At 73.1% G+C, this 12,172-nt stretch carries 13 protein-coding genes and 1 tRNA gene; 6 read left to right on the top strand and 8 right to left on the bottom strand.

Features of this window, described 5'->3' with window-relative positions; translation table 11 throughout:
• Positions 1 to 72 precede the first annotated feature (72 nt).
• The 3 genes from ACFYUZ_RS29765 to ACFYUZ_RS29775 all read left to right on the top strand — a co-directional run bounded on the left by ACFYUZ_RS29765 (position 73) and on the right by ACFYUZ_RS29775 (position 2,324).
• Complete coding sequence (locus ACFYUZ_RS29765; RefSeq protein ID WP_389314378.1) at positions 73 to 654, top strand: ArsR/SmtB family transcription factor; 582 nt, start codon at positions 73 to 75, stop codon at positions 652 to 654.
• A gap of 86 nt (positions 655 to 740) precedes the next feature.
• Entirely contained in the window at positions 741 to 929 is a 189-nt protein-coding gene (locus ACFYUZ_RS29770; protein ID WP_389314380.1) for a hypothetical protein, read from the top strand.
• A 30-nt stretch (positions 930 to 959) separates the two neighbouring features.
• The gene (locus ACFYUZ_RS29775) at positions 960 to 2,324 is read left to right on the top strand and encodes an MFS transporter (protein WP_389314382.1); all 1,365 of its coding nucleotides are present in this window, start codon (positions 960 to 962) and stop codon (positions 2,322 to 2,324) included.
• Here ACFYUZ_RS29775 and ACFYUZ_RS29780 read toward each other — a convergent pair.
• A complete protein-coding gene (locus ACFYUZ_RS29780) occupies positions 2,257 to 3,051 on the bottom strand; it encodes a S16 family serine protease (protein ID WP_389314384.1) in 795 nt (264 codons plus the stop codon). The genes ACFYUZ_RS29775 and ACFYUZ_RS29780 overlap by 68 nt on opposite strands.
• Before the next feature lie 9 nt (positions 3,052 to 3,060).
• Positions 3,061 to 4,191: an alpha/beta hydrolase family protein gene (locus tag ACFYUZ_RS29785; RefSeq protein WP_389314386.1), complete on the bottom strand. Its 1,131-nt coding sequence runs from the start codon at positions 4,189 to 4,191 to the stop codon at positions 3,061 to 3,063.
• A gap of 79 nt (positions 4,192 to 4,270) precedes the next feature.
• Between ACFYUZ_RS29785 and ACFYUZ_RS29790 the strand changes: the two genes are divergently transcribed.
• Positions 4,271 to 5,209, top strand: a complete 939-nt coding sequence (locus tag ACFYUZ_RS29790; RefSeq protein WP_389314388.1) for a helix-turn-helix domain-containing protein — start codon at positions 4,271 to 4,273, stop codon at positions 5,207 to 5,209.
• Positions 5,210 to 5,675: 466 nt separating this feature from the next.
• Here ACFYUZ_RS29790 and ACFYUZ_RS29795 read toward each other — a convergent pair whose 3' ends face one another.
• From ACFYUZ_RS29795 to ACFYUZ_RS29815, 5 genes are all read right to left on the bottom strand, one after another.
• Positions 5,676 to 6,317: an IclR family transcriptional regulator gene (locus ACFYUZ_RS29795; RefSeq protein ID WP_041129456.1), complete on the bottom strand. Its 642-nt coding sequence runs from the start codon at positions 6,315 to 6,317 to the stop codon at positions 5,676 to 5,678.
• Positions 6,318 to 6,732: 415 nt separating this feature from the next.
• Complete coding sequence (locus tag ACFYUZ_RS29800) at positions 6,733 to 8,529, bottom strand: DEAD/DEAH box helicase (RefSeq protein WP_389314390.1); 1,797 nt, start codon at positions 8,527 to 8,529, stop codon at positions 6,733 to 6,735.
• Positions 8,530 to 8,633: 104 nt separating this feature from the next.
• Entirely contained in the window at positions 8,634 to 9,026 is a 393-nt protein-coding gene (locus ACFYUZ_RS29805) for a type II toxin-antitoxin system death-on-curing family toxin (protein WP_389314392.1), read from the bottom strand.
• Positions 9,023 to 9,223, bottom strand: a complete 201-nt coding sequence (locus ACFYUZ_RS29810; protein ID WP_389314394.1) for a CopG family transcriptional regulator — start codon at positions 9,221 to 9,223, stop codon at positions 9,023 to 9,025. Before ACFYUZ_RS29810 ends, ACFYUZ_RS29805 begins: the two co-directional genes overlap by 4 nt.
• Positions 9,224 to 9,269: 46 nt before the next feature.
• Positions 9,270 to 10,751: an MFS transporter gene (locus tag ACFYUZ_RS29815; protein WP_389314396.1), complete on the bottom strand. Its 1,482-nt coding sequence runs from the start codon at positions 10,749 to 10,751 to the stop codon at positions 9,270 to 9,272.
• Between the two features lie 180 nt (positions 10,752 to 10,931).
• On the opposite strand from ACFYUZ_RS29815, the gene ACFYUZ_RS29820 reads away from it, so the two are divergent.
• Positions 10,932 to 11,006, top strand: a tRNA-Cys gene (locus ACFYUZ_RS29820).
• A gap of 67 nt (positions 11,007 to 11,073) precedes the next feature.
• Positions 11,074 to 11,460 carry a hypothetical protein gene (locus ACFYUZ_RS29825; RefSeq protein WP_389314397.1) on the top strand — a complete coding sequence of 129 codons (387 nt, stop codon included), beginning with the start codon at positions 11,074 to 11,076 and terminating at the stop codon, positions 11,458 to 11,460.
• Between the two features lie 24 nt (positions 11,461 to 11,484).
• On the opposite strand, the gene ACFYUZ_RS29830 is transcribed toward ACFYUZ_RS29825, so the two are convergent.
• Positions 11,485 to 12,147 (bottom strand): hypothetical protein, encoded by a 663-nt coding sequence (locus tag ACFYUZ_RS29830; RefSeq protein WP_389314399.1) that lies wholly within the window; start codon positions 12,145 to 12,147, stop codon positions 11,485 to 11,487.
• Positions 12,148 to 12,172: the final 25 nt, after the last annotated feature.

Below are 12,172 nucleotides of genomic sequence, written 5' to 3' on the forward strand. Positions count from 1 at the left end.
AAGAAGACTCTGCAAAGAAGGAGTTGCAAAGAACCTCTTGCAACTCCTTCTTTGCAACTCTACGATTCAGGTATGTCCGAGCCCGAAGAGCACCTGAGCAACGCCCTGGACCCGCGCTCCCTGCGCGGGCTCGCCCACCCGCTCCGGATCCAGCTGCTGCGCGTCCTGCGCCGGAGCGGTCCCGCCACCGCCTCCCAACTGGCCGAGCGGCTCGGCGAGTCCAGCGGTGCGACCAGTTACCACCTGCGCCAGCTCGCGGCCCACGGCTTCGTCGAGGACGACCCGGCGCTCGGCAAGGGCCGGGAGCGCTGGTGGAAGGCGGTCCTGCAGACCACGACGTTCGACGAGTCCCTCTACAAGAACCCGGACCCGGAGGTCCGGGGCGCCATCGCGGTCTACACCCACGAGATCGCGAACATCCACACCCAGGAGCTGAACACCTACCTCGGCACCCGGCACGACTGGCACGAGAGCTGGCTCGGCGCCTCCGACATGAGCGACTTCACGCTGCGCCTTCCGGCCGAGAAGCTGCGCGAGCTCGACGGGCGGATACACGCGCTCATCGAGTCGTACCAGGACATCGCGGAGAAGGACGACCCGGACGCGGAGCGCGTACGGATCCACTTCCACGCGTTCCCGCAGCGCGAGGACTGATCCAGCCCCACCCGCACCGCACCGCACCGCATCGCACCGCATCGCACCGCCCCGTCACCGCCCGCACCCACGGAAGGACCCGCATCATGCATGCCGACATCCATCTCCAGCTGCACGCGCTGACCGCCGAGGAGCTCCGGCACGAGGCCGCCGCCGTCCGACCGGACGCCCCCTCACGCGTCCCCGCCCTCCGCGCCCAACTGGGCTGGAGGCTCGTCGAGCTGGGCCTGCGACTGGTCGCACCCGCCGACCGCCCGGCCGCACTGGCCGCGTGACCGGACCGGGGGGGATCGGGGGGACACCACGTGACGACGGAACAGAACGACCGCACTCCGCTGGCCGGCGTCCTGGCCGCCAACGCCGTCTCGGTCACCGGCAATTCGCTCACGCTCATCGGCGTCCCGTGGTTCGCGCTGGAGACCACGGGAAGCCCCGGAAAGGCCGGACTGGTCGCCTTCTTCGCGGCCGTCCCCGTCGTGCTCGCCGCCGTCGCCGGCGGCCCGGTCATCGACCGCCTCGGGCGCCGGCGGGTCAGCATCACGTCCGACCTGGTCTGCGGCCTCGCGCTCACCGCGATCCCGCTCCTGCACCAGACCGGCCTCCTCCGGTTCTGGATGCTCTGCGCGCTGATGGCGGTCACGGGCCTGTTCCACGCGCCCGGCGAGATGGCCCGGCACGTGCTCGTCCCCGACCTGACCGGGCGCGCCGGGACCTCGCTCACCCGGGCCGCCAGCCTGTACGACGCGGTGGCGCGCGGGGCCCGGATGACGGGTGCCGCGATCGCCGGCCTGCTCGTCGCGTTCATGGGCCCCGGCACCGTGCTGTACGTCGACGCGGCCACCTTCGCCGTCTCCGCGCTGCTCGTCACGGCGACCCTGCGCGGGGTGCCGTCGGCGGAGCCGCTGCGCGAGGGCCCCCGCCTCTCCGTCGCCCGCTACCGCGCCGATCTGCGCGAGGGGTACTCCTTCCTGTTCCGCGCCCGGCTGATGCTCGGGATCATGGTCATGGTGATGGTGACCAACGGCCTCAGCCAGAGCTGGAGTTCGGTGCTGCTGCCGGTCCACGCCCGGGAGGAGCTCGGCGGACCCGCCGCGCAGGGACTGCTCGTCTCGGTCTTCGCCGGCTGTGCCCTGGCGGGCGCCCTGCTCTACGGGGCGATCGGGGAGCGCTTCCCGCGCCGGGCCGTGTTCACGGCGGGCTTCCTGATAGGCGGCGCCCCGCCGTACGTGGTGGCCGCCCTCACCGACACCACCGCGCCGCTCCTGGTGACGCTCGCGGCGTCGGGGTTCGGGGTCGGGGTCCTCAATCCGATCCTGACCACCGTCGCCTATGAGCAGGTGCCCGACGAGCTGCGCAGCCGGGTCATGGGCGCGAGTACGGCGGGAGTGCTGCTCACGACCCCGCTGGGCGGGCTCGTGGCGGGTCTCCTGGTCGAGCGGGTCGGACTGACGGCGACGCTGCTCGGGATCGGGGCGCTCTACTTCCTCGCGACGCTCTCGCCGATGGTCTTCCCGGCCTGGCGCGGCATGGACACCCCGCGGAGGACCGGCCCCGCCGGCCCCACCGGCCCCGCCGGCCCCACCGACGGCACCGCCGAGGACGTCAGCAGGACGGAACCTTCGACTCCTGCCCCTGCTCCAGAGCCCGCAGGGACGCCACCGCGTCGCTGAGCTCGGTGACGGGCACCAGCCGCAGGCCCTTCGGCTGTTCGGCCAGGGCGTCCGAGCACTCGTTCTTCGGGACGAGGAAGACGGTGGCCCCGTCCCGGGCGGCGGCCTGCGTCTTCAGGGAGACCCCGCCGACCGCGCCGACCGAGCCGTCCGGTTCGATCGTCCCCGTGCCGGCGACGGTCCGGCCGCCGGTGAGGTCGCCGCCGTCCCCGTTGCCTTCGAGCTTGTCGACGATGCCGAGGGAGAAGAGCAGCCCGGCGCTGGGCCCGCCGATGTCCGCGAGGTGCAGGGTCACCTTCACCTTCGCGGGATCCATCTTCAGGTACCCGAGCGCGGCGAGGGTGGCGGCGTCCTGCGACTCCTTCATCTGCCCGAGGTTGTGCTTCTCGATCTCGGCGTCGGACTTCCCGGAGGGGTAGACGGAGTCGTGCGGCAGGACGGCCCGGTCGGTACGGAACCAGGCGTCGACCACGTCGCCGAGGTCCACGTCGGTGGACGGCCCGGTCGCGATGATCGTCGTCATCCGCAGCTGCCCCTCGGTGGGCCGGACGGGGGCGCCGGTGATGGTGATGACCTCCCGCCCCTTGTCCTCGCCGAGCACGTCGGCGGTCGAGCCGGGCTGCGCGATCGCGTACGGCAGCGGCGCGAGCCCGACGACGGCGAAGAGGGCGGCGACGGGCAGGGCGCAGAGCGCGAGGGCGCGGGGACGGGAGAGGCTGGAGAACACGCCCCCAGGCTACTGGGGCGAGCGCCGGGCCCGGGCCGGGGGCGCGGGCGCCCGGAGCCGGTGGTCGAAGAAGGCCCGCACCCCGTGCCGTACCAGGGCCGTCGTCGCCGCCGTGTCCCCCGCCCCGACGAGCGCGGCCCTGGTCCCGGCGGTGACGAGCCCGGCGGCCTGGAGCCGCGGGACGAGGTGCGCGTAGTCGCTGAAGACCCAGTGGCCGGCGTCGGTCAGCAGGACGCGCCGGGCGGGCAGTCCGGCCCAGGAGCGTTCCAGGCGGGCGGCGGACGCGAAGCCGTCCGTACGGAACATGAGCAGCGGCCGGTCGAGGCCGGCCACGAGGTCCGGGTCCAGGTCCAGGTAGCCCTCCAGGTTGACGCCGGCGGTGATCCGGTCGTCGCCGGCCAGGGCGTGGACGGCGGCGGTGCCGCCCGCCGAGTGCCCGTACACGCCGATCCGGCGCAGGTCCATGACGGGGGCGAGGGGCAGGTCCCCGAGCCGGTCGAGGACGAGGCGGAGGTCCGCGACCCGGGTGTCGATCATGGTGCGGAAGGTCTCCGGGTCCGGTTCCCCCCGGAGGACGGTCGTCCGCATCCCGCTCGGCAGCTCCACCTGACTGGCGTCGCCGGGGTGGTCGACGAGGACCACGACCCGGCCGTGGCTCGCGAGGTCCTCGGCGAGGGTCGTCCCGAGGGCCCGGGAGTCGCCGCCGCCCGGGGTGTACAGCAGTACCGGGCGGCGCCCGGGGAGCGGGGGCGCGTCGACGTGCCCGTGGGTGAGGACCGCGCCCCAGTCGACGCCGGCGGCGGGAAGACCGGGGTGCACCAGGGGCGCCAGGCCGGCGAACTCCCGGGCCTCGGCGGGGGTGAGCTGCGGGGCGCGCGGGAAGCCGCGGACGGTACGGGCCGGGTAGAGGACGCTGATCATCACCTCCCGGGCACCGGGCTCCCACGGGTCGCTCCGTGAGGTGTCCGTCAGGGCGAAGGTGCGGAGGCCGACTCGGTGGGGGCCTGTCGGCCCGGGCAGCCGGAGCGAGGCCGTCCCCTCCGCCGCCCGGGCGGCGGAGGGGCCGAACAGGACGGCGGCGGCGCCGAGGAGGGCGCCCTTGGCGACGGTACGGCGGCTGGGTGCGGGGTGCTGTGTCATGCACGGCATCCTTGGGCGGGGCGGGGTGCGGCGCGAAGGTTGAGGCCGTACCCGAAAGGCTGGTGAACCGGGGGGAAGCTTGCTGCGCGTCCACTTCACGACGGAGGACTACACGCGGGTGCGGTTCGCACCCCGCCCGTCCCCCGTTCCCGAGCTGCACGCCGCGCTGATGATGCTCGGCGCCCCGCACGAGGAGCTGCTCTTCGGGCGCTGGCGGGGCAGGCTGCTGCGCGCCCTGCCGCGCGCGGCCGAGCCGCTCGCGGACCTGGTGCCGGGCGGGGCGGCGCCGCACTTCCTCGACGTCCTGGGCGAGACGCGGGAGGAAGGCCTCGCGCTGATCCGGGAGGCGGCCCGGCCGGAGTTCGTACGGTCCGAACTGGAACGGGTGTACGCGGGGCAGGGCGCCGTGCCGCCGTGGATCCGGGACCTGCGCGCCGGAAACGGAGAGGCGTGGCGGGTGCTGGACCGGGCGCAGCGGGCCGCGTACGAGACGGTTCTGGCGCCCGTGTGGCCGCTGGTCCAGGACCTGCACCGGGCGGAGTTCACCCGGTACGCGCTGACGGTCGCCGAGCGGGGCCTGGGGGCGGCGCTGACGGCCCTGGCGCCGGGGCTGCGTGACGACGTGTGGGAATGGCCCGGTCCTCCTCGCGAGGTGCGGCTCGCCGGGCGCGGCCTCGTCCTCCTGCCGACCTTCCACTGGCGGGGCGGCCCGCTCGTCCAGGACCTTCCGGACCGGCCGGTGGTCCTGGCCTACCCGGCGGGCGCGGGCCTGCCGCTCGTCCCGTCCGGCGACGGGGACGGGCTCTCGGGGGTTCTGGGCCGGACGCGGGCCGAACTCCTGCGGGTCCTGACGGAACCCCGCACGACCACGGAGCTGGCCCGCCGCCTCGGCGTCAGCAACGCGACGGCCTCGGCGCACGCGGCGGCGCTTCGGGCGGCGGGGCTGCTCACGACGACCCGCACGGGCAGGTCGGTCCACCACGCGCCGACGCCCTTGGGCGACCTCCTGAAGCGCTGACACCTTCCGGACGACACCCCACGCCGTTGCGGGCTACGCCCGCTGGGGCGGCGCCCACCCCCGTGCCCCCGTTGTGGGCAGGCGTTCCGCAAGGGGCGGAACGGGTGGGCACAACGGACGGCGCCCTTGCCGGCGCCAGAGGCTCAAGCACCTGAACCCGCACCCCGTGCACGGCGCACCAGTGGTGCGGGTCCAGGCACGGAACGCGGGGCGCCGCTGAAGGGCGCCGTCCCGTGTGCCCACCCTCCCCCAAGCTCTCGGCTTCGCTCGAGCAGGGGGGACCCCTCTCGCCCCAGCGGGACGATCGCCCACACGGGGGGCGCGGGGGTGGGAACCGCCCGGCAGGGCGCTCCCACACGGGCGGGGGCCGCGGGGGCACCGCCCCGCAGGGCGCGGCCCACACCGGCGGAGGCTCGGGCGCCGCCCCGCCGGGCGCAGCGCAGGTGTCGGGTTCGGTGCCGCGCGCCTAGCGCAGCGCGTCCGCGACCTCTCGGGCCGCGTCCACCACGCGCGGGCCCACCCGCTCCGGTACCGCGTCCGCGAGCATGACGACGCCGACGCTGCCCTCGACGCCGGTGACGCCGACCAGCGGCGCGGCCGCGCCGCTGGCGCCGGCCTCCAGTTCGCCGTGGGTGAGGGTGAAGCCGGGTTCGGTCAGTCCGCCCTGGCGGGCGGCGAGGATCGCACGGCCGGCAGCGCCCCGGTCGAGCGGGTGTCGGAAGCCGGCCCGGTAGGCGACGTGGTAGTCGGTCCAGGTCGGTTCGACGACGGCGACGGCGAGCGCCTCCGCGCCGTCGACGAGGGTCAGGTGGGCGGTCGCCCCTATGTCCTCGGCGAGCGAGCGCAGCGCGGGCAGGGCGGCCTCGCGCACCAGGGGGTGGACCTGGCGGCCGAGCCGCAGCACGCCGAGGCCGACGCGGGCGCGTCCGCCGAGGTCGCGGCGGACGAGGGCGTGCTGCTCCAGCGTGGCGAGGAGCCGGTAGACCACGGTCCGGTTGACGCCGAGTTTGTTGGACAACTCGGTGACCGTCAGGCCGTGGTCGGTGTCGGCGAGCAGTTTGAGGACTCTGAGTCCCCGGTCGAGCGTCTGGGAGGTCTCCGCGGTCACGACGCCCTCTCCTTCAGGGTGAGTGGCGGCGGGCTCTCACGGAGTTACGGCGCCGGTCCCGCGGCGACGCACGTCAGAGGCCGCCGGCAGGAAGGGGTACACCGGCTGCGCTCCGCGGCGGCGCTGCCACGGGGCGAATGCTTGTGAGCCGGGACAGTAGCGGCGCGCTCCGCTGAGCGGAAGACCTCGTCCAGAATCCGGGCGCAGGCGACCGGATGAAGACGTTTCGGGACCTTCGTCGGTCGGACGAGGGACTTTGGCGGACAAGATCGGTTATGTCGTGCCCGTAGCGTGGAGGCGGCAGGAGGCCGACCGTGGGGGCCGGCCTCCGGGCCCGCTCCCGTCCTCACGGGACGCGCGAGGCCCGTACGCGCGGCGGCGTACGGGCCTCGGTCACACCTCGGGGATCCGGGGATCAGCGCATGCGGGTGGCCCACTCCTGGACCTTCTTGATCCGTTCCCGGATCTGCCCCGCCGTCGCCTCGGCGCTCGGCGGCCCGCCGCAGACCCGGCGCAGCTCGGTGTGGATCACGCCGTGGGGCTTGCCGCTCTGATGGACGTACGCGCCCACCATCGTGTTGAGCTGTTTCCGCAGTTCGAGCAGCTCCTTGTGGGAAACGACAGGCCGCCGTTCCGCCGGAAGCTCCAGGAGGTCCGCCTCGGTGTCCGGCTTCTTGCGGCTGTGCGCGATCTGCCGGGCCTGGCGCTTCTGGAGGAGCAGCTGCACCTGGTCGGGTTCGAGGAGGCCGGGGATGCCGAGGTAGTCCTGCTCCTCCTCGCTGCCGGGGTGGGCCTGCATGCCGAACTCGGCGCTGTTGTACAGCACGCGGTCGAAGACGGCGTCGGACTCCAGCGCCTCGAAGGGCAGCATGTCCTGCTCGCCGGTGTCCTCGTCCTGCTGGCGCTCGGCCTCGGCCATCTCCTTCTCGGACTCGGCGTACGGGTCCTCGTCCTCGCCGGCCTTCTTCGGCTTGTCGAGGACGTGGTCGCGCTCGACCTCCATCTCGTTGGCGAAACCGAGGAGGCTGGGGATCGTGGGAAGGAACACGGACGCGGTCTCGCCGCGCCTGCGGGATCGCACGAAGCGGCCGACGGCCTGGGCGAAGAACAGCGGGGTCGAGATGGTCGTCGCGTACACCCCGACCGAGAGACGGGGGACGTCGACGCCCTCGGACACCATGCGGACGGCGACCATCCAGCGGTCGGTGTTCTCGCTGAACTCGTCGATGCGGTTCGAGGCGCCGGCGTCGTCGGAGAGGACGACGGTGGCCTTGGTGCCGGTGATCTCGCGGATCAGCTTGGCGTACGCGCGGGCCGAGTCCTGGTCGGAGGCGATGACGAGGCCGCCGGCGTCCGGGATGGACTTGCGGACCTCGGTCAGCCGCCGGTCGGCGGCGCGCAGGACGTTCGGCATCCACTCGCCCTTGGGGTCGAGCGCGGTGCGCCAGGCCTGCGAGACGGCGTCCTTGGTCATCGGCTCGCCGAGGCGGGCGGCGATCTCGTCGCCGGCCTTGGTGCGCCAGCGCATGTTGCCGCTGTAGGAGAGGAAGATGACCGGCCGGACGACGCCGTCGCCGAGCGCGTTGCCGTAGCCGTAGGTGTAGTCGGCCGACGACCGCCGGATGCCGTCGTTCCCCTCCTCGTACGTGACGAAGGGGATCGGGTTGGTGTCCGAACGGAAGGGGGTGCCGGTGAGCGCGAGGCGCCGCGTGGCGGGCTCGAAGGCCTCCAGGCAGGCCTCGCCCCAGGACTTGGAGTCTCCGGCGTGGTGGATCTCGTCCAGGATGACGAGGGTCTTGCGCTGTTCGGAGCGGTTGCGGTGGAGCATGGGCCGTACGCCGACGCCGGCGTACGTGACGGCGACCCCGTCGTACTCCTTGCTGAGCGGCCCGGCGCTGTACTCCGGGTCCAGCTTGATGCCTATCCGCGCGGCGGCGGCGGCCCACTGCTTCTTCAGGTGTTCGGTGGGGGCGACGACGGTGACCTGCTGCACCACGTGGTGGTGCAGCAGCCAGGACGCGAGGGTCAGCGCGAAGGTGGTCTTGCCGGCGCCGGGCGTGGCGACTGCGAGGAAGTCACGGGGCTGCTCCTGGATGTACTTCTCCATCGCGCCCTGCTGCCAGGCGCGCAGCTTGCCGGCGGTGCCCCACGGGGCCCGTCCGGGGAAGGCGGGAGAAAGGTGATGGGAGGAGGTGGCGGTGGTGGTAGTCACGATCTCCGGGTTCGACGCTCGTCCAGATATGACAACCGGGCCACCTTACCGGCGGCCCGGTCCGAACCTCGTACGAAACGGGGTGGGTGCGACCCGGTTGTGACTCAGCTCGCGTGGTCGTCGATCAGCTCGCGCAGCCCCTTGGCGATCACCTGCACCTCGTCGGTCTCGCCGGTCGCGACGGCGATGACCAGGCGTTCCGCCGCGTCGATGTCGGGGCGCAGCTGGACCCCGTTCATGGCGAGGAACGTGACGCAGGACAGCCAGGCCGTCCGCTTGTCGCCGTCGAGGAAGGGATGGTTGACCGCGAGCGACTGGAGCAGTGCGGCGGCCTTGTCGACCAGGTCGGGGTACGCCTCCTCGCCGAACATGGCGGCGGACGGCCGGTGGACCGCCGATTCGAGCAGTCCCGCGTCGCGCAGGACGACGTCCTGGTCGTCCACCGCGTGCTCGGCGACGACCAGGACGTCCTCGGCGGAGAGGTACACGCAGCTCACTTGAGCCTCTCCATCAGCTCGTGCCACTTGGCCGCCTGCTCCCTGGCGGTCTTCCGCACGATCGCCTGCTGGGCGGTACGGGCGAGGTAGTCGTCGACCGCCTGGAGCAGTATCGCGTGCATGCTGGTGCCCTCCTGCTCGGCGCGCAGCTTGAGTGCCTCGGTCTGGTCGTCGCGAAGACGCAGGTTCATGGCCATACCAAAACGGTACCACCGAGTGGGGTCAGAATGGTACCGCCGGGCTTCAGGCCCCGGTCCCGGCCCTCGCCGGACCTCCGTGCAGCCGCGTCGCGACCCACACCCCGACCGCCGCCACCCCCGCCACCGGCAGGAAGACCGCCGCGAAGGCGGCCGGGTGCGAGCCGGTGGTCGCGCCCGCGTCCATCGCGTGGCCCACCGCGCCGCCGCCGAGCGCCGCGAAGGCCGCGCCGCCGGCCGCGAGGAGCAGGACGTTGGAGAGGCCGTCGGAGATCTGGAGCGCGGCCGAGTTGGCACCGACCTCCTCGGGGGCGGAGAGCTTCATCAGGAGCACGCTCGTGGAGGAGATCACCGCGCCCATGCCGAAGCAGCCGAAGGCCCAGACGACCGCGACCGCCCACGCCGGCACCGACGCGATCAGCACACTGGGCGCACCGGCGATCGCGAGGGCGATGAGGACCATGCCGAGGACCACGAACCGCTCCCGGTACGGCTCCGTCCACGGCCGGGACTGGATCCAGGAGCCGAGCGCCCAGGTGAGGCCGCCGAGGGCGAGGGAGAAGCCGGCCAGGGTGGGGCTGAGACCGCGCTGGGAGACCAGCATCAGGGGGATGAAGGACTCGGCGGCGATGAAGGACCCGGCGGCGATGCCGCGGAGCAGGACGACGGCGGGCAGGCCGCGGGCGGCCCGCCAGGTGCCGCGCGGCAGCAGCCCGCGGACCGCGGGCACGAGCAGCGCGAGACCGGCCGCGGCGGGCAGGAGGGCGAGCGGCCGCAGTTCCTCGCCCGCGTACTGGAGGAGGGCCGCGCCCGCCGAGATGCCGAGGGCCAGCACGATCCGGCGCCGGTCCCAGGGGGCGAGGGGCGCGCTCGGGTCGGCGGGCCCGGAGGCGGTGCGGCGTATCGCGGGGAGGGCGAGGGCCAGCGGGAGGACGACGAGGACGGGGATGCCGATGAAGACCCAGCGCCAGCCGAGCTGCTCGGTGATCGTCCCGGAGGCCAGGGGGCCGACGATGGAGGGCACGACCCAGCTCGCGGCGAAGGCGGCCATGATCGCGGGCCTGAGGTGTTCGGCGTAGGCCCGGCCGACGACCACGTACAGGGCGACGATGACGAGGCCGCCGCCGAGGCCCTGCACGGCCCGGCCCAGGATGAACATCCACATGGCTCCGGCGGTCCCGGAGAGGAGCAGTCCGGCGGCGAAGGCGCTGATGCCGGTGGTGAGGGGCGCGAGCGGACCGCTCCGGTCGGACCACTGGCCGGCCAGGACCATGCCGAAGAGGCTGGTGGTGAAGTACGCGGAGAAGGCGAAGGCGTAGAGCGGGATGCCCTGCAGCTCGCGGGCGGCGACGGGCATGGCGGTGCCGACGGCGGTCGCCTCGAAGGCGATGAGCAGGACGACGGAGACCATGCCGATGCTGAGCGCCCGGTGGTCCGGGTCGAGGACGGAGCCCTTGGCGTCGCCGCGCACGGCAGGAGGTTCGGGGGTGTGGGCGACGTCGGCGTCGCGGGGTTCGAGGGCGCTCATTCCCCCAGGGTAAGAGGTGAACCCCGGGATGGCTCCTGTCAGGAGTCCCGGTCCTCCTCAGCCCTTGGACGTACGACCGCGAACGGAATGTTGCGGCGGTGTGGCAGTCGCATGGCACGCCCCCCGAAACCCTTGAGCCCCTCCCGGCCCCCGCCCTACGGTCGTACTCGTGCACAACACGACCGTGTGCCCGAGTGGTTGAGGGGCTCGCCTGCAAAGCGAGTTACGCGGGTTCAATTCCCGCCACGGTCTCCAAGCGGGCTCCCTCACGGGGGCTCACGGGATCTTCACAGCGCGCCGCCCGGTGTGCGACAGTCCGCCCATGAGCGATCAAGGCAGACGCAGACTGGGCGTCCTCATCGGCGTGGGCCTCGCCTGCGGCCTGTTGCCCGGCATCACCCTGGGCGGCGCGGAGACCGTCGACGCGGTCCTCGCCGTCCTGATGGCGGCCCTCGCCATGACGGTCCTCACCCAGGTGATCTTCATCGGCCCCTCGGGCCGCGCCCCGCTCTCCGCCCTCCTGGTCCTGGGCCTCGCCGGCTTCGTCCAGGACGCCCTGATCTGGTGGCTGCTGTCCTGGCTGGGCCCGAAGATCGGCGACCTGCGCGTCGAGGGCCTCGCGACGATCCTCCTCGCGGCCCTGATCACCCGCGCGACGACCCTGCTCCTGTCCCAGCTGTCCCCGGCCGCCGAGACGGCCGAGGACTGACGGGAGCCGTCCCGCCCCGCCCCGCTACTGCTCGCCGCGCCACTTCTTCTCGGCGAAGACGGGCTTCTCGGGAAGACCCGCGTCGCCCTCGCAGCCAAGCTTCCTCACGACCGCGAGCGTCACGGAGTGGAGGACGGTGAGGTAGGCCTCGCGGGTGGCGGGGGTGTTGGCGGGGTAGGCGGTCTTCACCGGCTTCTCGAACGCGAACTTGGCGCCGATGATGGCCGGTTGCTTGTCCGACCCCTTCAGCTGCGGGCTGGTGCACCCGACGAAGAGGTACGCCGACTTGTTGTCCGTGTTCGCCTCAAGACCCACCCCGTAGAGGTGACGACCACCGGCCGTCCACTTGGTGCCGTCGTCGTACAGACTGTCCTTCTCGGACAGCCTGACGTCGATCCTGGCGCCGAGCCGGGAGTCGGCATCGGTGATCACCTCGCACATCGCCGGATGCCCCGGCGGACGGCCCCCCTTCGCCTGGTCCTCGACCAGCGCCTTCGCCGTCCGCTCCAGGCCGATGCCTTCCGAGTGGTACGCCTTCGTACGCAACACGGACTCGAGACTCCCGACCGCCGCCGGCGAGAGGGTGCCGTCGCACTTCTCCGCGACCTGCGGCTCGGCCTCGCCGCCGCCTCCACAAGCGGTGAGAAGCAGCCCGAAGGCCAGCACGGTCGATACGGACGCGGACACTCTTCTCATCGTGTTCCTCGGGATT

Source organism: Streptomyces sp. NPDC004266 (assembly GCF_042874095.1).
Classification (GTDB): domain Bacteria; phylum Actinomycetota; class Actinomycetes; order Streptomycetales; family Streptomycetaceae; genus Streptomyces.

What these genes read in the sequence shown, in the direction of transcription:
- ACFYUZ_RS29765 (WP_389314378.1), top strand. Translation starts at nt 73, where the DNA reads ATGTCCGAGCCCGAAGAGCACCTGAGCAACGCCCTGGACCCGCGCTCC.
- ACFYUZ_RS29770 (WP_389314380.1), top strand. Translation starts at nt 741, where the DNA reads ATGCATGCCGACATCCATCTCCAGCTGCACGCGCTGACCGCCGAGGAG.
- ACFYUZ_RS29785 (WP_389314386.1), bottom strand. Translation starts at nt 4,191, where the DNA reads ATGACACAGCACCCCGCACCCAGCCGCCGTACCGTCGCCAAGGGCGCC.
- ACFYUZ_RS29810 (WP_389314394.1), bottom strand. Translation starts at nt 9,223, where the DNA reads ATGGCCATGAACCTGCGTCTTCGCGACGACCAGACCGAGGCACTCAAG.
- ACFYUZ_RS29815 (WP_389314396.1), bottom strand. Translation starts at nt 10,751, where the DNA reads ATGAGCGCCCTCGAACCCCGCGACGCCGACGTCGCCCACACCCCCGAA.
- ACFYUZ_RS29825 (WP_389314397.1), top strand. Translation starts at nt 11,074, where the DNA reads ATGAGCGATCAAGGCAGACGCAGACTGGGCGTCCTCATCGGCGTGGGC.